This window comes from Bacillus sp. V5-8f, assembly GCF_002863565.1.
In the GTDB taxonomy this organism is placed as follows: Bacteria; Bacillota; Bacilli; order Bacillales; family DSM-1321; genus Peribacillus.
The window spans coordinates 101,376-124,947 of record NZ_PGUW01000018.1 but is presented as its reverse complement, the minus strand read 5'-3'; the positions used below and the strand labels follow the sequence as shown (position 1 = coordinate 124,947).

Here is a 23,572-nt window from a genome sequence, read left to right as displayed (position 1 = left end):
AAAAATTCAGCGATTTCACTTAAAAATGCTTCTTGGCCTTTTCCCGTCACACAATAGAACCGGAGGAGATAAAACGAAGGACTGGATACAGCCCTCTTCATACTGTGCACTGCGGGCCAGAAGGAATTTTTATCAGCGCACTTGGAGCAGCGGAAGGCGATGGAGGACCGGGAGGCATATTGCTGGCATGGGCTATCCTGCATACTGGGGTGGGTGTATTCCTACTCTTGATGAATAGTTACGTTACAAGTCCTGTCCACATTCATTCAGGACATTAAGGAAAAATTTCTGAAAAAATAGTTATAACAGACAGTTGGGAAAAAATAGCCCCCGAAACGGTTGCAATGAAACGTTTCGGGCTTTTTTATTTTGTACCAAAGTTCCGCCCAACACGAAACATTCAAGGGAAAATTCATTCTGATTGATATAGGGTTGGGGGGTATTTTACTATATAGGCGAGGGAAGAAAACTAAAGGATTCGAATAAAAGCCATTCTACCGTCTAACAACAAGGGGATAATGTTGAATAAGTAGAAAGGTTTGATTCAGCCACGTTAGCAAAATTATACTTCTCCCAGTATGGCGAAAAGGCGTAATCAACACTTCGAAAATGAAACGATAGACGAATGCCTGTAAAGTAAATGAATGAAATGATAGGAGGAGATAGTAATGAAAGGTAAAAAGATTACACTTGTTCTTATATCCTTAATCATGGCGTTATTTTTAGCCGCATGTGGAAATGGCGGAAACGACAAGCAGGAAAGTAATAATTATGAGAACGGAAGCCATGGCAATATGAAAGACGAAAACATGGATCACTCAGAAATGAATCATTCTGGTTCAGGAGAAGTCCCTGAAGGTTTAAAAGAGGCGGAGAATCCTACCTATCAAGTAGGAAGTAAGGCGATACTAGAAACTGATCACATGGAAGGCATGAAGGGTGCGGAAGCTGAGATAGTTGGTGCTTATGATACGACTGTCTATGCCGTTTCTTATACACCAACAACAGGTGGAGAAAGAGTGAAAAATCATAAATGGGTTATTCACGAGGAATTGATGGATGCTAGTGATACACCTTTTAAGCCTGGAGATGAAGTTACTCTAGAAGCTGGTCACATGGAAGGTATGAAAGGTGCCAAAGCTACCATTAAGACTGCACAACAAATGACGATTTATATGGTTGACTACATATCAACAATAGATGGAAAAGAAGTGGAAAATCACCAATGGGTCACAGAAGATGAAATTTATCCTTTGGAAGGTGACGATCTAGGGCACACTGGTCATTAATAATGGTGGATTAACAAGGGCATCTATCGAGGTGCCCTTTTTTGTGTAATTAACTGCCCTATTAATACCCACAAGGAAATTATAGGTCAAATTCCCCACATGTGTCGAAGATTGGTTTTACTAGTTTTTATTTGTAATATAAGTGTAATATTCCTGTGATGCTAATGTTACCAACTTTCAGTTAATATAGGTTTAGCAAAGCACACCAGGGGGAATAAATATTGTTAAAGAAAATTATTGCAGCTCTTTCTATCGCATCTGTATTAGCCACTGCTGCACCAACCATGAGTGAAGCAGCTACTTATCATACGAAAGCAATTTCAGTTGCCAAAAGCAACTTAGGAGTTAAATATAGATGGGGCGGAATTACGCCAAGCGGTTTCGATTGTTCAGGTCTTATCAAATATTCTTTTGGCAAGGCAGGAAAGACTTTGCCTCGCACTGCAGCAGAAATGTACAAAAAAGGTACTCGTGTTAGTATAAGTTCAGCAAGACCGGGAGATCTAATGTTTTTTGCTCCAAATAGAGCTTCAAGAGTAACTCATGCTTCGATTTATCTTGGTAGCGGAAAAATGATTCATTCTGCATCTTCTAAAGGTGTCTCTATTACAAGCACAAGCAATGTTTACTGGAAACCAAAACTAGTTGGTATTAAGCGTATATAAAAAAGAGAGCCAATGGCTCTCTTTTTTGCGTCTCACTACATCTGATTTCTGTACTTTTTAATTCTTTCCGCGTCTTTAAATTTAAATGGTAATGCAGTCGATAAAGAACATTTTTTGGTTTAAGCTGCCATTTGGCGGCATAGCTCTGCACACTTAAAGCATGATTCTGCACATTTTTGGCAATGTTCATGGTCATGTTTTTTACATTCATTTCCACATGCTTCGCAAATTTCTGCGCATAGGGCGCAGATTTGTTTAGCAAATGGACTATTCGTTTGCATAGCTTTAGCTGCGAAGCTGCACATATCCGCACATTCTTGATCCAGACGAATGCATTCCGCCATCATGTGAACATGATCTTCTCGTAAACATGCGTCGAAACAATTATTGCAAGCTTCCATGCAGTCTAAACACGCTTTAATACATTCTTCATATTGTTGCTGAGTCATATCAGATCCTCCTTTAAAAATGTTCACTTTCTTTCTACCCAGTTGGAAGTTTGAAAAACGGAATAAACAAAAATCCCTGGAAACAGCTAGAAATTGGGCTTGCGTAAAGCCTTGAATAATAATGAACTGAAACTTGTTTATCAACCGCAAATCTACTGCAATTTCGGTCCAAGAAATCATTGTGAAGTAGGAAAAGTCTGATAATAGGTTCAACCTATTATCAGGCTTTAAATGATGATAATGAATAACCGCCGCAAACTGTGCAACCGATAATTACCAGTATTATGAAGATGACAAGGATAAAAGCAAATGGACCGCCATAGCCACCGCTAGCGTATTCACCCATAGATTCTCCTCCTTTGTGTGTTAGTGGAAAAGCTAACTTGCAATTTACATACTGTGTACAAACCAGTTGAACGGACAGGGTAGAGGGTTTGTCCTAGTGAAAAGTGTGTCTTTTTATCAATTAAATAAATGCTTTTAATGGAACTGGTGCATAGGATACTGTATAAATCTATGAAGGGAATGAAAAAGATGGACTATTCCTCTTTCAAGTATCCAGAGCAGTCTCCACGAAATACCTATTATGGTGATTTCCAAATGTATAATAATGTGAGACAGCCACATTACCGGACTATTCTTGATGAAGCTCACAGATTGGGTTTGTATCAATCAGGAGAAGGACGAAATCAAATTGAGCTAAAAGACTATGGATCGAATCCGTATGTAGTTAATATCAATGAGGCAACAAAGCAGAATAATACCTATCGTACCGCCTTGTGGACAGGAAAGCATTTGCAGGTTACATTGATGAGTATTAACGTTGGAGAAGATATCGGATTAGAAATTCACCCGAATGTTGACCAATTCTTAAGGATTGAACAAGGTCGAGGGGTTGTTCAAATGGGTAAAAGAAAAGATGATTTAAACTATGTGCGCAATGTTTATGATGATTTTGCGATTATGGTTCCTGCTGGAACGTGGCATAATGTAACCAATACAGGGAATATCCCTCTAAAGCTATATTCTATATATGCTCCTCCACAGCATCCATTTGGAACCGTTCATGTAACGAAAGCACAGGCAATGGCAGTGGAATAAAAATAGGATTAATCATTATTTGCTTTATTTAACTAACAAACGGAACTTTTTTTAACAAGGGGGGAAGGATTACTCGACTTCCCTTAAGCCCTTCCCTTCAATGATCTCTTGAACACCTTCTTCACATACCCCATATTTCCTCCAAGAACAAGATTCACATACACCTTCAATGTCAGAGGGAACAATATGCTTTCGAATTCTCGCCTCAATATCCTCCCAATATAGAATTTGTCCGATTTGGAGCCCTAATTTCTTTAGTATAGCGGCATCTCTCTCATAAATATGGACGTCTTGGCAGTGGTATTCACCTGAGTTGGGGTACTTTTCACATAAATGGTCGGGACCCTTTACTATTTCAATTCCCGTTGAGGGGTTGACTCTCAAGGTTTGATGCAGCCGTGTCATATTTTCCACGTATTCTTGAGAATAGCCCATTCCACGATACCCCAAAAGACAAAAAAGATGATGGCCTCGCAGCTTGTACATAGTTATCCTCCCAAATTTCAGATTCGATTCTAAAGTAAATGTTAACAACGAAGATTAAGAGGTTAACAAATCTTAATTATCATAACATATCTTAACAAATCATTTAGAAAGTTTTGATCATTATCCTGTGCATCACCTTTTTATCTATAGGAATTATATTCTGGAAAAAAAGAAGAATATCATTCATGTTTCCTTTTTGTACTAGTATTTTTTAAACATACATTTTTTTCTATGTATAAAGGACATATTAGAACAAACTATTAACATGCCTTAAGGGGAGGGTGATACGTTCGAGGATTTAGTAATCAGTATCAATACGGTTACATGGAAACCATTATTGTTTATTATTTATTATCCTTTCAGTTCAAGATTAGTTATGGCAATTAGTATGACAATCAAATTTATTAATATTCTCCTATTTTATTTTTCTCCTTCAGCCAGTCAAATACCTGCGCTCCGGATACATCTGGATGTTCAGTTCAATCAGTAATTTCAGTCATTTAACTTTAGGAAGTTCTAGAGGTTAGTTCATATACACATTTTTGATGAATTTCAGTCTTATTGATAGAAGATGGACAATTACCACAAACAATGTCATTCCATGACACATATACATACAGGGTAAAAGATTATATAGGAAGGGGCAACATTATCAATAAGGAATGGTTAACTAATTTGGTTGGGAAAGTTCTAAAGGTAGATAGAAGAGGGCCGGAATCTCGGACAGGATTATTATTAGGCATATACGATGATCACTTATCGATTTTAACTGAGCAAGAAGGTGTTATCTACTATAAAACCGACCATATGAAAAGTATTACCGAGAATGTAAAGAAGGGGTTCCAATTTCAACTGGAAATTCCCGGAGATTTTACTTTTAAAACAGCTGCAACTTTTAAGGGCTTACTTAATGACCTCAGAAATCAATGGGTAAATATTAACCTAGGCGGTCTAGAGAAGCTTCAAGGCGTACTTCATGATATTAATGATGAATTCGTAACGTTAATACTAAACGAAGAAAGTATTCTCCTGTCAATGTTCCATATCCGCAGCATCAGTTACGGGGCAAGAGTAGAGAAACAAAATGAAGATGAAAAATCAGAAAAAAATAAAGATAATAAGGACAATGGAAAAGCGGAAAACAATACAAATAATAAAGCAGAAGAAAAAGAAAAATAGTATATCTAATAAATGATATGTCGCTTCTGGGCCAATTAATAAGGGGGACTCATCAGATGAAAAAACAAAATTTTCAAAAGGCACTTAATTCACTGATAGGTTTTAATATAAGTATTATTTCCGATGATAAAACCGTTCATAATGGGATGGTACTTGATGTGAAAAGCGACTTTATTGTGATTCAAAACGAATCTAAATAAACATTGTTATTTTAACTTAAATCAGGTTTATGCCTTACAAAAAAACGAATATTATTCATTGATGAAATTTGCTGAAAGAATGCATGGGAAATTGAAGGCAAAAAGGTTAAAGCCTTAAGATACAATTCAAGGCTAATTGAAAGGAGGACATGGAATGATGATTTTGTTTTTTTCTGTAATTGGGGGAGTCTTCTATTCTTTTTTTGTAAAACCTCAAGACCAAACCACTCCTGATACCGTAAAACTTACACCATCCAAAAACAAGGTGGCGGAGGTAAATGCTTAGTTCACAAATTGTCTTGATGTCAATAATTTTTACTTTAACAATTATTCTCATGTTATGGAGACCATTTGGGATTAATGAAACGATACCTACTACAATAGGTGCCTTGACTGTATTAGTTGCAGGCATTGTTCCTTGGATGGATGTTTTATATATATTTGATATTATCAGGGGTGCTTCTTTAACCATATTATCCACCATAATGATGTCTATTGTACTTGAGAGCATTGGGTTTTTTAGGTGGATTGCTTTAAATATCATCATCCGGTCTAAGGGTTCAGGGATTAGATTATTCGTTTATACTAATCTCCTATGTTTTTTCATGACAATGTTTTTCAATAACGATGGAAGTATCCTTATCACAACACCTATCATTATTCATATTGTAACGTTACTAAAGATTAAACCTCACCAAAAAATCCCCTTTCTAATATCAGGAGCTCTAATTGCAACGGCAGCGAGTGCCCCAATAGCAGTAAGCAATATTTCCAATTTGATTGCACTAAAAATTGTAGGACTGAGCCTTAATAGTTATCTCAATTTGATGTTTGTTCCTTCAATGATAGGGATTTTAACAATCGGGTTATTACTTTATCTATATTTTAAGAAGGACCTTCCAAGGAAAATTGCCAGTGTACCTGTAAAATGGGATAAAACCTTTTCACGCTATGTACAAACTCATCCACTCGATGTTAAACAACAATCCGAAGATAATGATTGGAAGTTGTTTAAAATGAGTTTTGCAATCGTCATTTTAACTCGGGCGAGCTTCTTCGCACTTACACCATTTGGGGTTCCCTTGGAATTGATCGGTATGGTGGGAGCGTTCCTTTTGATAATTCTCAGATGGTATAAAACCAAAACTGGTCTTACCGATATTGTAAAGAAAACACCCTGGCATGTTCTTTTATTTGCTTTCAATATGTACGTGCTGGTATATGGTTTGAAGAATGTTGGCTTGAATGATTATATAGTCAGCAATTTAAAACCCTTAATTATGGACAGCCCATTCAACGCTACCATGATAATGGGCATATTATTAACTATCCTATCCAATTTATTCAATAATCTTCCTGCAGTTATGATAGGGACTCTGTCGATAACAGAGATGGGATTGGATCCTCACCTTGTACAAATTGCTTATCTTGCTAACGTGATTGGAAGCGATATAGGTGCTTTGTTAACGCCTGTTGGTACGCTGGCTACATTAATTTGGATGTATATGTTGAAGAAACACTCCATCGATATCTCCTGGGGAAAGTATCTTAAAGTTACCTTTTTGATAATTCCTATAGGATTAATCATAAGTTTATTTTCGCTGTATTTTTGGACCACTTGGTTATTAATGTAGGAAGGAGAAATGATTATGAGTAAAATCTTACAATATCTCAGAGAAAAAACAATTAAAATAGAAATTTCCGGAAAAAAATTCCTTTTTGGTACACTGGTTGATACTGGTATTGATGTAGTGGTTATCTTTAATGGACAGGATTTTGTGTATGTTCCAATAATTCATATTCAAAATTGCAAAGTAAATACTACGGAAAACGAGGAGATTTCCCTTCCTGTAGACTCACCTGGAATTGAAGCTGAGGAAGAATTATCACTACGAAAAACTCTTTTATCCACGAAAGGGATGTTCACGGAAATATACGTAACTGGTAACCAGCCTTTACATGGTTATATAACAAGGGTGATGAATAATTACTTTGAATTCTATTCACCAGTTTACAAGACTATGTATATACCTTTAATTCATTTAAAGTGGATTATCCCATACACAGACAATCAAACTCCTTATGGTTTAAGTAACAAGGATCTTCCTGTACATCCATCAAAACTATCAATGGCAAGAAGCTTTGACGTACAAGTGGAAAAACTGGTCGGTAGCTTAATTATTATTAATATAGGAGAAAACTCCAATTTAATTGGACAAATTAATAAGTTAGAAGATAATTTTATTGAACTTATTACGGCAAGGGAGGAACCTGTATATTTAAATCTTCATCATATTAAAACAGTTCACCTACCCTGAATTAAAGGCAGCAAATATGCTGCCTTTTTGATATTCCTTCTCTAAAGCTTAAACAAGGTGAGAATCCTTTACGAAAAACCCACTTCCTACATATCTATCTTTTAGTAAAAAAATGGGGACTCAATCCGCTTTATTTTTCCCTCATTTTATTATGGCTGTTGGCTTTTTCCATGGAGTGGTCGGTACCAAGAGAGTTTTTGTACTACCGATGAGATTGTGAATTAAAGTACTTAAAGTAACGGATGCTTTACTTCAATAAGGAGTAAGGCTTTTTCTTCTTCAACTAAAGGGGCAGTATATTTTAAGTACATTTTTTTGATTTATTCTGTTATTTATAGCTGATAGACAAGTGTGCTTGCAACCAATATACTTAAGAAAAAATAGACACTTAGGAGTAATGCTCTATGGGTTTTGAAAAGGTAAATTCAATTGAAGAATTCGCACATTTTTTAAGTAAGAGTGCTGAATCAATAAGCAGGGAAATTGTTAATTATAATCTGAGTAAGATAGAAATAACATTACCACAAGAAATAATAGATAAATCAATTGATACTAATGCTGAATTTCTTAAATTTTTAGGGATTACGCTTAAATTTTCGAATGAAGAGGTTGAACCTAGATTCATTGAATGGCTCATCAAACAGGAAACACCGGAAGATGCTCAATATATTGAGGAATTATCGAGTCTTATAAAACCCTATGCGGAAACTAGACAGCTATTAATAAAAATTTTGTCTCAATTATGCATTGACCATGGACTAACTACTGAGGAAGTTATCACTGTTACCAGTAGATTAAGTTATTTTCTCGATTTAAGTATTACTGAAACTATTCTTAAGCGAGAGAGAATAACAAAAGAAACCAAAGCAAAGCAGGACCAGAAGATCACAGAACTATCTTCACCTATAATCCCTATACAAAATGGTATCGCGGTTCTTCCGATAATTGGAGATATTGATGTAGAAAAAAGTGAATTTATTATGAATAGAGTCATACCCAGAGTCACTGAGTTGAAAATTGAATGTGTTATTATTGACTTCTCATCCATTGCCTCTATCGATACCGAAACTGCGGCTCGAATCTTTACAATATATGATGTTCTTAGGTTGCTAGGGATTAATGCAGTGTTTACAGGGATTAGAACGGATTTAGTATCAAGAATTATCAACTCAGGCATCAATTTTTCGAGTATTAAAACTTACGCCACACTTCAACAAGCTCTAGAAGATATTGGGTAATTGTTGTCTCCATAATGGGTAAGTTAGCTAAAAAGTAGTCGAAGCAGTGCGAACCATAATCACAGGTGACAGGTATTACCAAACAGCATATAGAACATCAAAGGATCGCTGCGGCGGTTCTTTTCTTTTTGCGACCCGGAAGTTAAATTGAAAATTCGAATATATGGTAAAATGGTGTGAAACCTGTGCCATTATAAGATTTTTAAATGAAAAAATTTCAAAGTACTAATTTCTAAGTGCATTTTCTTTCTCTTCGTCTTTACAACAGGTCAGATTCTTCAAGGGTAAGATCATTTTTATTGTGAATTATTACTCTTAAGCTAACGTGTGCAAGAGCTAAACAAAGAGTCGTATCTGCGGCTCTTTTTTCTTGTTAAACTAAAGGATGCAGGTTAGTGCAAGAAGGACTTTTGGGAATGCTAAATAAAACCTCATATACAAATAGAATCAAGGTGAGTTAAATGAAAAATAAAGTGAAACCTATTTTGATAACAATAATCACAATCCTTGCTGTATTTATGGTTGGTAAATATGTATTGGATACATTATTTGGAGATATGTGTGGAAATGATATTGTACAAAAAGTCCCTTCTCCTAGAGGTGAGAATGTGGCTTATGTTTTCAAAAGAAGTTGTGGAGCAACAACGGGATTTTCACCTCAATTATCCATTTTAGATAAAGATGACGATTTTCAAAATGAATCGGGAAATACATTTAGGTCAGATAAAGACTTTTCTATTGAATGGCTTGATGAAAAGAACCTAAAAGTTATTTATGAAAAATCCTCTGAAACTTACGAAATGGATAAAAAAGTGAATGGGATTGTGATTGATTATGTAGAAAAACAAGATTCATTTGTCTATTTCAATAAAAAAGCAGTAAGCAAAGCAGAATTCAAATTCATTTTAAGTTCCTTAAATCGGATGGAAGCGAGCATTTTTAGAAAGATTTTTGCTACTAACAAGGGTATATATAAAATCAGTGATAAAGAGGCACTTGAGTTTCTGGTGAATCTTTCAGTTAAGGATTTGTTCTTTGTGGATTTTTTCTTTCCTTCTTTAGAAACCGTTTTATCAGGAAATTATGACCTTTGTTTTCCGATATATAGCAAAACAAAGGCAGGATTTGAGCAATGCCGAGAAATTATTGAACTAAATAAGTGATTTATACGCGAGTAAACAGAGGGGCAGGCTAGAAAATATCTTCAAAAAGTACATTTTTTATTTATGATTAATACTTTTAATTGATTTAGAAGGAGTTTTTAGATGGATATTCTCGACGATATAAAGAATAAAGTAAAGGACTTGCCAGAACAGGAAGTAAGGTCATACTTGCAATTTATTCTTTATAGGATTGCATTGTTAGAGGATAAAGAGAATTCTTTAGTTGAGTTGGCAAAAGACCTTAAAGAAATCTTTAATGAAATTCTCTATCCAAAAGTTACAGACCCAGATCCATTTGGAAAAGGTAATTACAAAAAAGTTCATATACAATTTGGATACCCATTTTTAAGACAGCCATTAAAAGAATTAAACTTACTTGAAGAAGAGTTTATTATTGCTTTCCACGATAATTTTTCTATTGCTCCTATATACAGTTTAGATTCCGAAAAGGGTCAAACAGATAGAATCGATTGGTTAAAAAACAACCTTACTAATGAATATGAAGTTGAATTTTATAAAGAAAGTTTTCCGAGAGTAATTGCTCAATTATCATCAATTCCAGAAAATGTTCCAATTTACATATGGGTATCTGAAAATGCACATGAACATACAGCTCTTCTTTTTACAATGTATTTGTTGCGGGAACAAAAAATCAATATTTCAATCATTGATACTGCAAAATTGTATAGAGAATTGTATAAAAAAAATGCTAAGAGGTATGTACCCGTATTTTCGGGTGAAATAATTGAAGAAGAATTACAAACCATATATAAATATAGCCAAGAAAACAAGCAGATTTTATCAGACATAGAGCGTAAGCATTTTGAAAAAGAGTGGTTAGACCTCTCAAACAATTTCGGTACATTAAGAATATGGGAAAACGGAGAAATAAAAGTTGTAGCTGAAAACTACTACGATGATTTTATAATTGAAAAAGCTAAGAAGCTGATTGGGAAGAAAAAGGGGTTTCTTATGTGTGCAAGATTAGTCGGTGAAGTTTATGGACATATTCTTCAATATATCGGTGACAGCTTTTTGGAATATAGGGTTAGGAAATTAATTGAAAAGGGAATTTTTGAATATAAAGGTAGCCTAGAAGCAATGCGTTATTACAGTATTAAATTTAAGTAAATGTTCTGCTGGAGGGAAGCACTAAAAATGCTTCTCTTTTTTGTGGTAAATTCATAACAACTTAAAATATTACAACAAAAAGGACAATACCTAAATAAAGGTATTATCCTTTTTCTTTATTACAGTAGAGAATGTTCTTTTAATTATTTACTTGAAATCTTCGGAGCCTCATTTCACTAATAAAAGTAGAACCTAATAAGAGAATTCCACCTATGATTTGTAAGTGCGTGAATTGCTCTTGTAAAATTATTCCGGATATTAAAATAGCTACAAATGGGTCAACATAACTCAACATAGCTATACTTTGACCTTTTAATTTTTCCATACCAGAGAAATACAACCAAAACCCTACTCCTGTATTTACTACTCCTAATAAAATGATAAAAGGAATGGAGGGTGTTGATATATTTAGTATGTTAAATCCTTCTGTAATAAGAACGTAAGGTATTAGAATAAAAGCTGTTGTAGCCAGTTGAATAATGGTTACTTCCAACCTGTCTATTTCTTTGATAAACTTATTTAACAACATCAATGCAGAATAAAATGCTGCTGCAAATAACCCCAAAATTATTCCAAGTAGATCATCTTTTCCAGATGCGCTTATACCATTTCCCACAATGAACATCATCCCTATTACTGCTATAACAATACATATTAATTTTTTTATAGGTAGTGGTTCCTTTAAAACAATGGGTGAAAGTAACATCACAAAAACAGGTGCAAAGTAATAACCTAATGTAGCATTTGCTAGAGATGTGTAATCATAGGATTGATAAAGAAAAATCCAGTTTCCTCCCAAGGCTATTCCTGATGCCAAAAGAACTAACGCATTACTCTTAATCTTGTTCCAAGTAAATGTTTTTCTCTGATTAAAGAATACAAGTAGTAAAAAGAGACAACCAATTGAGCTGCTTAAAAATGCTGTTTCCCTCGAAGATAAGTCAATGTATCTTATAACTAAACCAATTGTTCCAAAAATAATCATCGATAATATAAACTGAATGTTAGATTTCATTTCCTACTCCTTCGAATCTGCGAAACAGCTTATATTTCGCAGATTCTTAATCTGTTTTAAATATAAGCGTGTTTATGAGCAGAAACGGTGGTGGTGGAGAAGTAGCCAGTCTAACACTTGGATTAGAAATTGATTTTGATAATGGCATAATAAACTAACCTCCATTTTCTTAAGTTTAAATAAGTATACAATAAAAAAGACGTTTGTATTAACAGATACTTGAAGTTTACTGCTTTAATTACAAAAAGGGGGTAGCATTTCTGTAATAAAGAACTGTAAAATAGGACAAGTTTGTGAAGAATTGTACTAAAAGTAAATGTGCTTGAGTATAAGATCCTAGCTGCTTTGAAGCAGCTTTTCTTTTTCCACTAAAGGGGCAGGTTAGTTGAAGAATACATTCACTTTGAAGGAGGAAAAAAGGACCTCCTTCCTATTAAAGGGACTGTAAGTGTTTTGACCTTATATCTCTTGCTTAAGCTCTTTATGCTTTCCTCAATTTTAGACAGAGAGGATTGTAACTCACAACTATTAAGGTGGTGTGGAATCTCCACAATAGCATTTAGAAGAAAACACCTATGGGTATATCTCAGCCATTAGTAAAAGTAATGGAATTGGAAAGAAACGTTTTATTGTTTGGCAAAAAATCACATACAGCGATATGAGTTAGGCTAATTTCAGTTCGATTCATTGGTTCATCTGTCTTAATCCAATCAATATTCTCAAAACTGAATATCGCTTCTCCAAACGGGTAAGTCCTCGAAATCTTTGTGGCGACCTCTTCCAAAGTTGAAGAATCCACCCTTTTGTGGTGTCCATTAGTGTTATAACTATGCCAATAGCCTTTAACCATATTGGATACTGCTTTTTTTAAAAGGCAGTTTCTCCTTTAGAATAATCAAGTTCATATGGAAATCCTCGTATAAGAAAGGTGATAATTCAGGAAAACTCCTAATGGCCTTTTCAACTGCGGTTGCTGTTTTTGGATATAATAGATCAACGAAATAGAAACAATTATTTACAGGCTGATTATTGTTTTGGATAATGATATCTTTATGTGTTCAAATAGTAAGCTAACATTTTCTTTACGAAATAGTTTTAATTAGTATAAGTAACTAGAACGGTGGATTTAATAAAGGTACTTCATGTAGAACTGATTTATTGAAACCTAAATGATGCATGTATGCTAAAATAAACGGGTGTATTAATAGCCGGGAGGGAATACTATGACGTTTGTAAAGGACAAAGTTACGGTTAAAGTAAACAGTAACGAGTTCGTCTGGGACCCAAAAAACGGGCTCTTTACCTTTGATGGTGCACCAGCACTTTTGTTTTGGGATTCAGCAATAGAATTATTTTTAAAAACCATTGAAGAAGTTTCTGGTGAAGTTGTATCTAAAACTGTTTACGAAGCAACAGGGTACCGAATGGGTCACTTAGTATCATCTTATTATAGTGGCCGAAGGGACCTCGAACAACTCCTTGAAGAATATAGCGACATATACAGAAACGCAGGCTGGGGTAATGTTAATATTGCTTACTATAATTTTGAGGAAAAGAGAGCAGTCGTTCAGTTGACCAACAGCTGGGAACATAGAATTTTTAATAATACAGACAAGGAAACTGCTGGCGTGTTATTGCCTAGCCATTGGGCAGGGGTTTTTACAGGTTTATTTGAACAAAAGGTATGGTACAAGATCAATAAAAGTCAATTGGATGGAAATGAATACGATGAAATTGAAATATTTCCTTCTGATGTGACACCCTCAAGAAACATTTTCGAATTGGCAAGACAAAAAGAGACAGAACATATTTTAGAGTTGGAGCAAAAGGTAAAAGAAAGAACTGAAGAACTTTCCACCCTTGTAAAAGAATTATCAACTCCTATTATTCCAGTTTTAAAAGGTATTCTTGTTGTACCACTTATAGGTAATTTTAATGAAGAACGCGTGGCAAATTTTATTGAACGTTCACTGCTTGAATTTACCAGACAACAAGGCAGTTATCTGCTAATTGACCTAACGGGTGTGAAAGGATTGGACAGCTACACTATGGATGGGATACAAAAGCTGATTCTTTCTATCCGCTTAGTAGGTGGGGAATGCTTTGTTGTAGGTATCTCCGGAGAACAAGCAATTATGATGTCAAAAACAAACATTCAACTGAATAATGTACATACCTTTGCTACGCTACAACAAGGGGTAGAATTTGCAATTGAACAAATCGGTTTTGAAATAAAAAGAAAGAAGGCAAAATAAAACGCCTTCTTTTTGTATTTTTATTCGACTGAATTTGTGCATTCAACACCGTCTAAATCCTCCTCTAAACTAATAATTTTCCCAGTACCCCTAATTCCTCCATGCAGTGTCACAGCTTCGCTTGTTATACGAGATCTATGCCCCAACCAGCCTCAATCATGTTTCTGCAAGCAGGGGGCGAACGGTTTAGCTGACGGGGTCAAAGCCCCACAGGCAGGTACGTTCTACGTTCCTTACTGCACTAACGGGGCGGTTAGTGGAAGTGGACAATAGACTCATACTGTAAAATAGAATAAGACTTCCCTAGGGGAAAAGAGAGGAGTCAAAGAGAAGATCAACAAAGTTCTACTTACTCATTTTTCGAAAAAAATTTCGTTACAAATCATCATTCGGTTTCTTCTGAATGTAATCAGGAATAATGATTAAAGGGCCGATAAAGAATAATGAGCCACCGATCCAGTGTGTGTACATCAATTCTGGATATACAAATTGAGTGTGTATAATAACTATTAATGCACCCATGAAGGTAAGGAAAATACCCAATTTCTTTCTTGAAATCATTTAACTCTAGTCCTTTCTTTCTAATTTTCCATCCTTATTTATTTTTAACAGTATTATAAATATTTGGAAGTTTTAATTAAGCAATCAAAAAACTGTAAAGGTGATATACAGTGCGTTTTTACTATCAGACATCTGATAATCTAACTGACATCGCAAGACAAATGTAGTGAACCTAATGAAATTTGTATGATTCGTTGCGATCAAAATTTAAGGAACCTTATAGATTGTATATTGATACATATACAAAAAGAATAGCTCCAGTATTTGATAACATTGAAGAAGAAGCAAAACAAATTGCTGATGAACATTATAGAGAAATGGGTGCCTATTTCAATCCGGATTATCACGACGAAGGAGATTTCGCTGAAGCCGCTTGGGAAAAAGGATTAGAGCATTTCGAAGGATTATCCTTGATTCGATATAATACTAAATTAATGTGGATTTCTACAATGTATCAGTTTTGGGAGCAGCAAGTAAGAAAATTTTTATTTCGAAGAAATTTCTCGTACTCATAAAATGTACGACAAAAAGAATAATGAAATCACTTTTAAAAATTTCTGTACCAGAGGTATAGATGAAATAAAGGAAGCGTTTTTAGAATTCAATTACAATTTAGAGACGCTTACTATATGGTCTAATATTGATGAATTAAGATTATTAGCAAATGTAATTAAACACGGAGATGGGCGATCAGCGTCACAATTGGAATAGTTGAACCCAAGTTTTTTTAAAAGCCAAGTATCAAATTCAAATTTATTAGAGCTATATAAAAGCACATTAACAGAAATAGTCTTAAATATTGGTGAATCAGACTTTTTAAGATATGGCGATGCACTAATAAAGTTTTGGAACGAACTTCCTGAAAGAATGTATTCAAAATAATTAATCCTGATGACATATCTAAAACAGAATGAACTTGTTGACTATCGGTTGCTAGAGTTTAAGAAAAGAGCTGTCATTGAGACAGCTTTTCTTATTGTGCTAACGAAGCAGGTTACTTTAAGAAAATGTGGTATTTTATAAATAACAAAAGAAAGGGGATTAGGTATGGAGGACAAAAAGAAAATTTATTACGAACGAGGTACGGATGAACTAAGGTTGAAAAATATTATTGCCCATAAACTTGTTCAAGAGTTTAACAATTGTCCAATCGAAGATTCAGAAAGAAAAGAGGAAATTATTAAGGAAGTGTTCGGAAGTGTCGGAATAAATCCGAGTATTGAACATAATTTTCACTGTGATTTAGGATACAACATCCACGTTGGAGACAATTTCTATGCTGGTTATAACTGTACGATATTAGATATGGCAGAAGTAAGGATTGGTGACAACTGTATGATTGGTCCTAATGTTGGACTATACACGGCTGGTCATTCAATCGAACCTAAAGATAGACACAAGAGTGGTTATGCGATTCCAATAAAGATAGGCAATGATGTCTGGATAGGTGGTAGTTGTGTTATCTTACCTGGAATCACTATTGGAGATAATTCAATAATTGCTGCTGGTTCTGTTGTTACGAAAGATGTACCTACTAATTCAATAGTGGCAGGAAATCCTGCAAAGATACTGAAAAATATATAAAGTTCCTATGCTACAAGAAAGATTGTGAAATATTGTACTTAAACTAACAGGTGCTAGAGTTGGACAAAGTTGCGGTTAAAACATATTTCATAGGGGAGTTTAGAATAATGCTTGAACTTGTTAAAGAAATATACTCACCTAGTAAGGCATATAAAGTGGAAATAAATAAACGTTTGAGAGATGGACTTTTAGAAATTGACGTTTATTTTGGGATAGTGAATGGGAAACTTGGCTACAAAAGTCGACTGGATTATCACTTACTGACAACTTAAACAATGCAATGGAAATTGCTAATGAAAAACTGAAGGTTTATTCAGGTGAGTTAAATTGAATAGATATGTGAAATATTGCACTTAAACTAAAGTGGGCAAGAGTTAAACATCTGCGGCTCTTTTTTCTAGTTAAACTAAAGGATGCAGTTTAGCTCAAGAAGGTGTTTTTATCAGTATTGGAGAATATGTAAAATGCCTTGTTAAATGCAGTAACTGGAGGATTTAATATGAACCAAAAAGAATTTGAATCGGTCATTAAACAGCCACCAAATATAAGATATGAGTATTTTATTAAAAAGGTTACTGATTATGAGGAAGTTTGGGGGTTATATGACGATGGTTGGGCAACAACACAGGATGATGATGGAAATATGTTGATTCCTTTCTTTCCTAAAAAAGAATTTGCGGAATACTGTGCAGTTAATGAGTGGAATAAATTCAAAGCTGAACCAATTGACTTATATGAGTTTATTGAAAACTGGCTTGTTGGTATGAAGGAAGATAGAGTTAAACCATCCATTTTCCCAATAAATGAAGATTCAGTAATGGTCAAGATAGATGTGTTATTAAGAGATTTAAATAATGAGTTAGAGAATTATTAAGGCAGGAAAAGAAATTCAACATACTAAGGGATAAGATTGTGAAAAAGTGTACTTAAAGTAATGGGTGCTTTAATTCAATAAGGAGTAAGGCTTTTTCTTATTGAACTAAAGGGGCAGGATAGCTGAAAAAATAAAAAATAAATTAAACCAAGTAAAGTACCTCGATATGGTATAATAATTAAGTTACTTCGCCGTTATTTGTCCAATTGATTGGGCTCTTATACGGCTTCTTTTATGTTAAGAATATCTTGTTTTAACTTAAATAACTTAGCTCTTAGCTGTCAGTCTTGGCAGCTTTTTCTTCTTGTACAGAAGGTGCAGATTAGTTGAATAAGGATTCAACACCAAAGATAGATATATTCCAACAAAAGTTCAAAATGTGTTATTGCTTGTATACGAATTGTATGGTGGAGAAACATGTGAAAGGTGTGCAGAAATGTGAACAAAAGAGTAATTTCCGTTGTAGCGACAGTGGTTTTGCTATCCTTCCTTGCGGGTTGCGGAACCATTACCGAACAGGCTTCGACAAAAAAAGTGCAATCCCAAACAAGTGCGGCCGCTAAGACTGTTAAAACTAATGACACGGAAAAACCAAAGAGTGACAGTGAACCCACCAAAGCGGCTCCTGCATCCAGCACGCCAAAGGCAACAGGCACAGCGGGCGGATTTGATGACAGCAAATATACCCTACTTAAAGTAGACGGCGGGGACATGTCAGGATATAGACAGCCAAATGCCAAAGTGGATGTCGGTTTCGGAGGACGGGAATATTGGGCGTATGCAAATGACTACGGTCAGCTCATTCGTGTTGAGGCGAAAAAAGTAACACTCCAAAATCCGAATACTGAACATGTTTCATCGTCTGGGAGATACTATTCCGATGAAGCAAACGTTCCCGGCACAGAGAGTCCAACGCTAGATGAAGGGCATGTAATTGCTGATTCACTTGGGGGAGTATCTAACGCATATAACATTACACCTCAAGACAGCATTCTCAATAGGCACGGCAATCAATCTTATATGGAAAAAGTAATTCGAGATGCTGGAGGTTGTACAGATTTCGTAGCAGTGATTCAATATCCAAATACTCAGACGCAAATTCCTAACCATTATAAATTCACATACAAAATTCAGGGCAGAACCATTACAGATGAATTTGACAATGTAAACCCAGATGAAGTGAACAAAAATTTAGGGAAAACGACAGGTACGAGCAGTACGCCACCGAAAACAAACAATGTACCGGTAAACGAACCGGTAAGTAGCAATGAAGTTGTTAGTAAGGTGGATACCAATCATAATGGAAGTGTTACGATCTCTGAAGCCAAAGCTGCTGGCTTTAAAATGCCAATTACGCGAGATTCATGGCTCTATCAATATATGGATGATAGAGATGGTGATGGCTTAGTAGGTGAATAAATGGGGTTATGCGGCGATTCTTTTCTTCTTATTGAAGTAACGGAGCAGTTTAGTAGCATAAAAAATATTAATTAAGTGCAACCAATCAATATGATAGATGGTAAAATTATGTATATAAAAATGTGTATTTTCTAAATAAATAGAATAGGGGCATGAATGAAATGACTGAAGAATTTTTTGTATGCGGAAACACGAACGAAGAAAGAGATTGAGTATAAAACGGTATTTCTTGACGACGGTTGCAAAGAAGTTAAGAAAAAAGTTTGGGTATGCAAAGATGAAGATGATTGTGGCATGAGAATGTTTGGAAACAAGAACTAGTTTTAGAAACTATACAGGAAAAAACTGATCAATCATTAATGAATAACCAGAATGTTCAATAACCTATTACTTATTAAATAACAATTATTTTATAGAACTAACGGGTGCTTTACTAAACTAATTAAGAGGGATAGAAAAATGACGAACTATATGACACTTAACTCCAATGCTGTACATCCTATTTTAGAGAACTACTTAAAATTTATTCCTGTAGTTCATTCTATGTTACCGGATATCGCTATTGGGTTAACAGATACTAATGAATGGCTGTGTTATCACCCAGGGAGAAAAATTGATATAGGAGCACGGCGAGGCTTGAAAATAAACCCAGGAGAACCCTTGGCTGCCTGTATAAAATATAATAAATCTATTGAGGAAGAAGTCCCCGAGATGTTTTTTGGTATTCCATTTACTGGCTTAGCAACCCCTATTGTTGCAGAAGGAAAAGTGATTGGTTCAGTAGCTATTCAGCTCCAGAAACAAAATGAAAGAGCATTAAGAAGGATTTCAGAGGAGATTGTCCAATCACTTGAACAAGCAAATACTCGTGTCACTAACATTACAGAAGGTTCTGAAACTCTTGCGGGTATCAGTAACGTTCTTCTTGAACAAGCCAAAGAAGGTTCAGAAGAAGTAAAAAAAACCGATGAAGTCTTAAAATTTATAAAGAAAGTGGCGGATCAAACGAACCTATTGGGTTTAAATGCATCTATTGAGGCCGCGAGAGCTGGTCAGCAAGGGGCTGGATTTACAGTAGTTGCTAACGAGATTAGAAAACTTTCAGCTGAAACAATGTCCTCTACTGAAAAAATAAGGGAAACTCTAACAAATATCCAAAAGTCAATGGACGATATCACTACATCCATCCAGAAAGTGGTTTCCGTTGGCAAGGAGCAAGCGATGTCCACAGAGGACATTTCAATGTTTATATCAAAAATCGAAACTATGAGTAAAGAATTAAACAAGTACGCCTCGGAATTATAATGCAAAAATGAAGTTGCATAGAATAGCAACTTCATTTAGTTTTGTTGTTGAACTAGAACAGATACAAGTTAAAGGGGAGTAAATATGTGCCTTAAAATTGCTCTTGGATGTTGTTGATGAATTGAAAGAAGCTAATTGAATAGGCTGATGAATTTTAGGGTGCTGGGTTTCCAGGACCTTTTTTTATGGTTCTTAAACGAAATTTCCCATTAACTGGTTTTTGTAAAATGAATTATTATTCCTTTAAAACAAATAAAACTCCCATGAAAATAAAAACTGAAAAAAGGCATACAAAATAGACCCAGAAAAACCAGTTTTTAAAAAGAGGCTGGGCCTCATAAAAGTTAGATATAAAATTAGTGGTACATGGCTTGGATTCAGACCTTTCTCGTTGGAGTAAAATAAGTGCAGCTGGAGCAACAACCAGAATTAGGATTAATCTCCCATGAGTGCTATCCATCAAGGGTGCGACAGTCGGTGTACACCGTGGTAGTTGGAGTCAGCCTAACGGATGGGCTCAATGGCACCATAGTGTATCGACCTTCCTCTCCGGCCATAGAAACAGTATGGACGGCTTAGGAGCATTTTCATTCTCTGTGGTGAATCGCTGTTTTTGTGATTTATAGGTGGCTAACGGGCAGTTAGTTTGAATAATAAATCAAAGTTTCTTATAGGTATGAATATATTGATAAAATTGGAGAGAGGAATGGATGGGGATTAGATAAGCCGATCTTGAGGATTGGAAGCAAATTTCTTCTTTATTAACCCAGTTAGAGTATCCAGATACGGAGCAATTTATAAAAGATAAAGTGGAAACACTTCTTATGGAAACCAATGAGGAATTATTAGTGTTTGAAGAAGATGAAAAGGTTATTGCTTTAATTTCCATTCATTTTATACCTCAATTAGCTGTAAAAGGAGACTTCGCAAGGATAAGTTATTTTGCAGTTGATACAAACATTAGAAGTAAGGGGATAGGACCAAAGATTGAAGAATACTCTACTGATTTAGCAATAAAAAGAAATTGCGATAGAATCGAAGTCCATTGCCATTCAAGGAGAAAAGATGCACATAGGTTTTATATGCGACAAGGGTTTACTGAATCCCCAAAATACTTTATTAAAATGTTACCTCAATCTGACTAATATCTGTAATCTTCTTCAGCAAACGGGTGCGTTGATCCAGGAAGAATTAACGGCCTTTTTTATTGAATTCCTCTTATTGAGCTAAAGGGGCAGGTTAGTTCAAGAAGAATACAGTTAAAATTATAAAATTGAATAAAAAAGGAGCAAGTGTGCCTATATACTTGTCATTGACAAGGTCATATAAGCACTCGAGCTCAACTTCTTGCTATTTTTGTAAGGGAGCGGGAAGCAATGATTGTTAAAGCTGATAGCATTGTAAAAGCTATTGTCCAATAAAATAAAGGTAAAAATTTAACATTCTGTGAAGTCATATAGATATTGTGACAGAAAAACGATAGAAAAAAGAATAAAGGGACATATTTTGGTTTCTTAATTTTATGAGAAAGAACCAATGAGATAATAATAATAAGCATTGGGATAATTAAAGGCATACTTTTCCTCCTTTTTTATTCTATGGAATATTATACCATATTTACATACAGTGACTATAACAAGGTTATTAATCCGGACGGATTAATGCCTTTGTTGTTGAGTACGCTTATTAGGGATAGTTTAGAAGCAGGCTAATGTTGAAGCCCTAACAAGTGTTAAAATGAACTTAAAAGGAGGTAAAAGATGAAAAAACATTCCCTGTTCGGAAAAGTAACTTTTTGGTTAGGTTTTTTATCTTTTATATTCGGGATTGCTCCTCCTATCACAGGTACATTTAAATATTCAGAGATAACTCCAAATCAATCAATGGCCAGTACCTATATAGGAATTGCAGCGTTTATGATTTTATCATCGAGTTTTTTAAGAAAGGAAGTAATGGATCTTAACATTCCAAGTGTTTTTTTTGTTTCTTAATACGGTACAACTGCTTAAGATCTAGCTCCAATTGGCTGGATTTTTCTTCTTCAGCTAACGGGGCAGGTTAGCTGAAGTACATTTCTTCACAAACTTATGGAAAAAGTGGGAATTCGTCTCAAGTAAAATTAACGAACTCAAAAATAATAAAATCAAAAGGAGAGAAGTAAAATGAATATTTTTGAAAAAATTATCGGAAGTCTGGATGACAAGCGGGAATGGAGGGAGATGGAGGCACGTGCGAAGGCACTTCCAAGTGAGTACTGCAATGCTTACAAAGCTATTCAAAAATATATGTGGACTGCTGGTGGTGGTCCCACCGACTGGAAGGACAGCAGCCGTATCTTTGTCGGCATTCTCGACCTCTTCGAGGAAGGAGCAGCAGAAGGCAAGAAAGTCACTGACCTTACGGGCGAGGACGTGGCTGCTTTCTGCGACGACCTAGTGAAGGATGAGCAAACTTGGAATGACAAGTATCACAAGAAGTTGAACGATACCATTGGTCGTGGTTAACGGCGAAATCCTAGTGAATTTTCGCCTAGCATCGACACTAACGATTTAACGAGTTGTTCGAAGCAACTATGTACTAACTTTTGTATAAAGAATGTACTTAAAGTAACGGGTACTTGAGTTTAAGAAGGATTGCTGCTGCAATCCATTTTTCTTATTCAACTAAAGGGCAGGTTAGTTTAATAAAGGATATTTGAAGTTGAGAGAGGATATATCCATAAAAAGGGTGGTGTAGTGTTTATGTTTAAAAAAAGTTTTGTTTTAATTATTTCAATTATTGTTATCTTAACTACTGTTGGATGTACAAATAAGAATAAGGAAACCATAACTACAAATGTAGAAAATAAAAATCAAGCACAAAAATGGAATCAAAGTCCTCTGTTCAAATCTGGTAATTACACTATGATTGGTGAAAAAGGGCGTTTAGGTTTTATTTATGATGATAGTGAGGTTGTTAGATTTTATCCAAATAAAACCCAAAAATATATGTGGCATTTTTGGGGAGAAGACCAAGAGTTTGATGGCAAACTAAAAGTAGTTGCCCTACACGAAAATGATAATGAACAAATAACTGTGTTAGAAGATATAGATATAGGTGGTGGTGCAAATAATGGGGCAGACCGACACACGCCATCACAGATGTTACTACCAAAGAGTGGAATGTGGAAGTTAGATGCTTATTTTGGAGATAAACTATTTGGAACTGTATTTGTTAAGGTTCATAAGAAATAAACAGCTTCTTCAACTAACGGGTGCTTGTCTTCAACAAAGGAGCAAGGCTTTTTTTCTTATTCAAGTAAAGGCAGGTAGTGGAAGAACATCCTTTGTGGTGCATCCGC

General features: G+C 35.1%; 29 protein-coding genes. 23 read left to right on the top strand and 6 right to left on the bottom strand.

The window, feature by feature from the left end:
- The first annotated feature begins 32 nt into the window (after window positions 1–32).
- The 3 genes from CUU64_RS23210 to CUU64_RS17105 all read left to right on the top strand — a co-directional run bounded on the left by CUU64_RS23210 (window position 33) and on the right by CUU64_RS17105 (window position 1,954).
- Window positions 33–278 (top strand): selenium-binding protein SBP56-related protein, encoded by a 246-nt coding sequence (locus CUU64_RS23210; protein ID WP_101634840.1) that lies wholly within the window; start codon window positions 33–35, stop codon window positions 276–278.
- Window positions 279–668: 390 nt separating this feature from the next.
- Entirely contained in the window at window positions 669–1,289 is a 621-nt protein-coding gene (locus CUU64_RS17110; protein ID WP_101634839.1) for a YdhK family protein, read from the top strand.
- A gap of 221 nt (window positions 1,290–1,510) precedes the next feature.
- The gene (locus CUU64_RS17105; RefSeq protein WP_257985572.1) at window positions 1,511–1,954 is read left to right on the top strand and encodes a C40 family peptidase; all 444 of its coding nucleotides are present in this window, start codon (window positions 1,511–1,513) and stop codon (window positions 1,952–1,954) included.
- Window positions 1,955–2,073: 119 nt separating this feature from the next.
- On the opposite strand, the gene CUU64_RS17100 is transcribed toward CUU64_RS17105, so the two are convergent.
- Together CUU64_RS17100 and CUU64_RS17095 are read right to left on the bottom strand one after the other, a co-directional pair.
- Window positions 2,074–2,403 (bottom strand): four-helix bundle copper-binding protein, encoded by a 330-nt coding sequence (locus CUU64_RS17100; RefSeq protein ID WP_101634838.1) that lies wholly within the window; start codon window positions 2,401–2,403, stop codon window positions 2,074–2,076.
- Window positions 2,404–2,623: 220 nt separating this feature from the next.
- Window positions 2,624–2,749, bottom strand: coding sequence for a YjcZ family sporulation protein (locus CUU64_RS17095; protein WP_101634837.1), 126 nt, complete (start codon window positions 2,747–2,749; stop codon window positions 2,624–2,626).
- Between the two features lie 188 nt (window positions 2,750–2,937).
- Here CUU64_RS17095 and CUU64_RS17090 point away from each other — a divergent pair, with 188 nt between their 5' ends.
- A complete protein-coding gene (locus tag CUU64_RS17090) occupies window positions 2,938–3,504 on the top strand; it encodes a cupin domain-containing protein (protein ID WP_101634868.1) in 567 nt (188 codons plus the stop codon).
- A 69-nt stretch (window positions 3,505–3,573) separates the two neighbouring features.
- Here the strand turns inward: CUU64_RS17090 and CUU64_RS17085 are convergent, their stop codons facing one another.
- Window positions 3,574–3,990, bottom strand: a complete 417-nt coding sequence (locus CUU64_RS17085; protein ID WP_101634836.1) for a DUF1284 domain-containing protein — start codon at window positions 3,988–3,990, stop codon at window positions 3,574–3,576.
- 675 nt (window positions 3,991–4,665) lie between these two features.
- Between CUU64_RS17085 and CUU64_RS17080 the strand changes: the two genes are divergently transcribed.
- The 8 genes from CUU64_RS17080 to CUU64_RS17055 all read left to right on the top strand — a co-directional run bounded on the left by CUU64_RS17080 (window position 4,666) and on the right by CUU64_RS17055 (window position 11,219).
- Window positions 4,666–5,169: a hypothetical protein gene (locus CUU64_RS17080; protein WP_142383646.1), complete on the top strand. Its 504-nt coding sequence runs from the start codon at window positions 4,666–4,668 to the stop codon at window positions 5,167–5,169.
- A gap of 56 nt (window positions 5,170–5,225) precedes the next feature.
- The gene (locus CUU64_RS21740) at window positions 5,226–5,369 is read left to right on the top strand and encodes a DUF2642 domain-containing protein (RefSeq protein WP_142383645.1); all 144 of its coding nucleotides are present in this window, start codon (window positions 5,226–5,228) and stop codon (window positions 5,367–5,369) included.
- Between the two features lie 154 nt (window positions 5,370–5,523).
- Window positions 5,524–5,655: a hypothetical protein gene (locus CUU64_RS22750; protein WP_257985570.1), complete on the top strand. Its 132-nt coding sequence runs from the start codon at window positions 5,524–5,526 to the stop codon at window positions 5,653–5,655.
- Window positions 5,648–7,003: an arsenic transporter gene (locus CUU64_RS17075; protein ID WP_101634834.1), complete on the top strand. Its 1,356-nt coding sequence runs from the start codon at window positions 5,648–5,650 to the stop codon at window positions 7,001–7,003. The genes CUU64_RS22750 and CUU64_RS17075 overlap by 8 nt, the downstream gene beginning before the upstream one ends.
- 15 nt (window positions 7,004–7,018) lie before the next feature.
- Window positions 7,019–7,687, top strand: a complete 669-nt coding sequence (locus tag CUU64_RS17070; RefSeq protein ID WP_101634832.1) for a DUF2642 domain-containing protein — start codon at window positions 7,019–7,021, stop codon at window positions 7,685–7,687.
- Window positions 7,688–8,091: 404 nt separating this feature from the next.
- Window positions 8,092–8,925 (top strand): STAS domain-containing protein, encoded by an 834-nt coding sequence (locus CUU64_RS17065; protein ID WP_101634831.1) that lies wholly within the window; start codon window positions 8,092–8,094, stop codon window positions 8,923–8,925.
- Between the two features lie 461 nt (window positions 8,926–9,386).
- Window positions 9,387–10,088, top strand: a complete 702-nt coding sequence (locus CUU64_RS22160) for a hypothetical protein (protein ID WP_180954652.1) — start codon at window positions 9,387–9,389, stop codon at window positions 10,086–10,088.
- A gap of 102 nt (window positions 10,089–10,190) precedes the next feature.
- Window positions 10,191–11,219 (top strand): DUF1835 domain-containing protein, encoded by a 1,029-nt coding sequence (locus CUU64_RS17055; protein ID WP_101634829.1) that lies wholly within the window; start codon window positions 10,191–10,193, stop codon window positions 11,217–11,219.
- Window positions 11,220–11,358: 139 nt separating this feature from the next.
- Here the strand turns inward: CUU64_RS17055 and CUU64_RS17050 are convergent, their stop codons facing one another.
- On the bottom strand, window positions 11,359–12,234 hold the full coding sequence (locus CUU64_RS17050; RefSeq protein ID WP_101634828.1) for a DMT family transporter: 876 nt from the start codon (window positions 12,232–12,234) through the stop codon (window positions 11,359–11,361).
- Between the two features lie 586 nt (window positions 12,235–12,820).
- Window positions 12,821–13,084, bottom strand: coding sequence for a hypothetical protein (locus CUU64_RS17045; protein WP_101634826.1), 264 nt, complete (start codon window positions 13,082–13,084; stop codon window positions 12,821–12,823).
- A gap of 373 nt (window positions 13,085–13,457) precedes the next feature.
- On the opposite strand from CUU64_RS17045, the gene CUU64_RS17040 reads away from it, so the two are divergent.
- A complete protein-coding gene (locus CUU64_RS17040) occupies window positions 13,458–14,489 on the top strand; it encodes an STAS domain-containing protein (protein ID WP_101634825.1) in 1,032 nt (343 codons plus the stop codon).
- Between the two features lie 375 nt (window positions 14,490–14,864).
- Here CUU64_RS17040 and CUU64_RS17035 read toward each other — a convergent pair whose 3' ends face one another.
- A complete protein-coding gene (locus CUU64_RS17035; protein WP_101634823.1) occupies window positions 14,865–15,050 on the bottom strand; it encodes a hypothetical protein in 186 nt (61 codons plus the stop codon).
- Between the two features lie 224 nt (window positions 15,051–15,274).
- On the opposite strand from CUU64_RS17035, the gene CUU64_RS22745 reads away from it, so the two are divergent.
- From CUU64_RS22745 to CUU64_RS16980, 10 genes are all read left to right on the top strand, one after another.
- Window positions 15,275–15,565, top strand: coding sequence for a hypothetical protein (locus CUU64_RS22745; protein ID WP_257985569.1), 291 nt, complete (start codon window positions 15,275–15,277; stop codon window positions 15,563–15,565).
- A gap of 532 nt (window positions 15,566–16,097) precedes the next feature.
- Window positions 16,098–16,634 carry a sugar O-acetyltransferase gene (locus CUU64_RS17025; RefSeq protein WP_101634821.1) on the top strand — a complete coding sequence of 179 codons (537 nt, stop codon included), beginning with the start codon at window positions 16,098–16,100 and terminating at the stop codon, window positions 16,632–16,634.
- A 107-nt stretch (window positions 16,635–16,741) separates the two neighbouring features.
- On the top strand, window positions 16,742–16,906 hold the full coding sequence (locus CUU64_RS17020; protein WP_257985568.1) for a hypothetical protein: 165 nt from the start codon (window positions 16,742–16,744) through the stop codon (window positions 16,904–16,906).
- A 227-nt stretch (window positions 16,907–17,133) separates the two neighbouring features.
- Window positions 17,134–17,508 carry a DUF2750 domain-containing protein gene (locus CUU64_RS17015; RefSeq protein ID WP_101634819.1) on the top strand — a complete coding sequence of 125 codons (375 nt, stop codon included), beginning with the start codon at window positions 17,134–17,136 and terminating at the stop codon, window positions 17,506–17,508.
- Window positions 17,509–17,946: 438 nt separating this feature from the next.
- Window positions 17,947–18,927 (top strand): DNA/RNA non-specific endonuclease, encoded by a 981-nt coding sequence (locus CUU64_RS17010; protein ID WP_101634818.1) that lies wholly within the window; start codon window positions 17,947–17,949, stop codon window positions 18,925–18,927.
- Between the two features lie 459 nt (window positions 18,928–19,386).
- Window positions 19,387–20,232, top strand: coding sequence for a methyl-accepting chemotaxis protein (locus CUU64_RS17005; RefSeq protein WP_257985567.1), 846 nt, complete (start codon window positions 19,387–19,389; stop codon window positions 20,230–20,232).
- Between the two features lie 749 nt (window positions 20,233–20,981).
- Window positions 20,982–21,377, top strand: coding sequence for a GNAT family N-acetyltransferase (locus CUU64_RS17000; protein WP_101634817.1), 396 nt, complete (start codon window positions 20,982–20,984; stop codon window positions 21,375–21,377).
- Between the two features lie 615 nt (window positions 21,378–21,992).
- Window positions 21,993–22,223, top strand: coding sequence for a hypothetical protein (locus CUU64_RS16990; RefSeq protein ID WP_101634815.1), 231 nt, complete (start codon window positions 21,993–21,995; stop codon window positions 22,221–22,223).
- 171 nt (window positions 22,224–22,394) lie between these two features.
- The gene (locus tag CUU64_RS16985; RefSeq protein ID WP_101634814.1) at window positions 22,395–22,736 is read left to right on the top strand and encodes a DUF1048 domain-containing protein; all 342 of its coding nucleotides are present in this window, start codon (window positions 22,395–22,397) and stop codon (window positions 22,734–22,736) included.
- A 237-nt stretch (window positions 22,737–22,973) separates the two neighbouring features.
- The gene (locus CUU64_RS16980) at window positions 22,974–23,465 is read left to right on the top strand and encodes a hypothetical protein (RefSeq protein ID WP_101634813.1); all 492 of its coding nucleotides are present in this window, start codon (window positions 22,974–22,976) and stop codon (window positions 23,463–23,465) included.
- Window positions 23,466–23,572: the final 107 nt, after the last annotated feature.

Bases quoted from the DNA above. Each gene is read 5' to 3' on its own strand.
- CUU64_RS17110 (WP_101634839.1), top strand. From the start codon at position 669: ATGAAAGGTAAAAAGATTACACTTGTTCTTATATCCTTAATCATGGCG.
- CUU64_RS17100 (WP_101634838.1), bottom strand. From the start codon at position 2,403: ATGACTCAGCAACAATATGAAGAATGTATTAAAGCGTGTTTAGACTGC.
- CUU64_RS17095 (WP_101634837.1), bottom strand. From the start codon at position 2,749: ATGGGTGAATACGCTAGCGGTGGCTATGGCGGTCCATTTGCTTTTATC.
- CUU64_RS17090 (WP_101634868.1), top strand. From the start codon at position 2,938: ATGGACTATTCCTCTTTCAAGTATCCAGAGCAGTCTCCACGAAATACC.
- CUU64_RS17085 (WP_101634836.1), bottom strand. From the start codon at position 3,990: ATGTACAAGCTGCGAGGCCATCATCTTTTTTGTCTTTTGGGGTATCGT.
- CUU64_RS21740 (WP_142383645.1), top strand. From the start codon at position 5,226: ATGAAAAAACAAAATTTTCAAAAGGCACTTAATTCACTGATAGGTTTT.
- CUU64_RS22750 (WP_257985570.1), top strand. From the start codon at position 5,524: ATGATGATTTTGTTTTTTTCTGTAATTGGGGGAGTCTTCTATTCTTTT.
- CUU64_RS17075 (WP_101634834.1), top strand. From the start codon at position 5,648: ATGCTTAGTTCACAAATTGTCTTGATGTCAATAATTTTTACTTTAACA.
- CUU64_RS17070 (WP_101634832.1), top strand. From the start codon at position 7,019: ATGAGTAAAATCTTACAATATCTCAGAGAAAAAACAATTAAAATAGAA.
- CUU64_RS17065 (WP_101634831.1), top strand. From the start codon at position 8,092: ATGGGTTTTGAAAAGGTAAATTCAATTGAAGAATTCGCACATTTTTTA.
- CUU64_RS22160 (WP_180954652.1), top strand. From the start codon at position 9,387: ATGAAAAATAAAGTGAAACCTATTTTGATAACAATAATCACAATCCTT.
- CUU64_RS17055 (WP_101634829.1), top strand. From the start codon at position 10,191: ATGGATATTCTCGACGATATAAAGAATAAAGTAAAGGACTTGCCAGAA.
- CUU64_RS17050 (WP_101634828.1), bottom strand. From the start codon at position 12,234: ATGAAATCTAACATTCAGTTTATATTATCGATGATTATTTTTGGAACA.
- CUU64_RS17045 (WP_101634826.1), bottom strand. From the start codon at position 13,084: ATGGTTAAAGGCTATTGGCATAGTTATAACACTAATGGACACCACAAA.
- CUU64_RS17040 (WP_101634825.1), top strand. From the start codon at position 13,458: ATGACGTTTGTAAAGGACAAAGTTACGGTTAAAGTAAACAGTAACGAG.
- CUU64_RS17035 (WP_101634823.1), bottom strand. From the start codon at position 15,050: ATGATTTCAAGAAAGAAATTGGGTATTTTCCTTACCTTCATGGGTGCA.
- CUU64_RS17025 (WP_101634821.1), top strand. From the start codon at position 16,098: ATGGAGGACAAAAAGAAAATTTATTACGAACGAGGTACGGATGAACTA.
- CUU64_RS17020 (WP_257985568.1), top strand. From the start codon at position 16,742: ATGCTTGAACTTGTTAAAGAAATATACTCACCTAGTAAGGCATATAAA.
- CUU64_RS17015 (WP_101634819.1), top strand. From the start codon at position 17,134: ATGAACCAAAAAGAATTTGAATCGGTCATTAAACAGCCACCAAATATA.
- CUU64_RS17005 (WP_257985567.1), top strand. From the start codon at position 19,387: ATGACGAACTATATGACACTTAACTCCAATGCTGTACATCCTATTTTA.
- CUU64_RS16990 (WP_101634815.1), top strand. From the start codon at position 21,993: ATGAAAAAACATTCCCTGTTCGGAAAAGTAACTTTTTGGTTAGGTTTT.
- CUU64_RS16985 (WP_101634814.1), top strand. From the start codon at position 22,395: ATGAATATTTTTGAAAAAATTATCGGAAGTCTGGATGACAAGCGGGAA.
- CUU64_RS16980 (WP_101634813.1), top strand. From the start codon at position 22,974: ATGTTTAAAAAAAGTTTTGTTTTAATTATTTCAATTATTGTTATCTTA.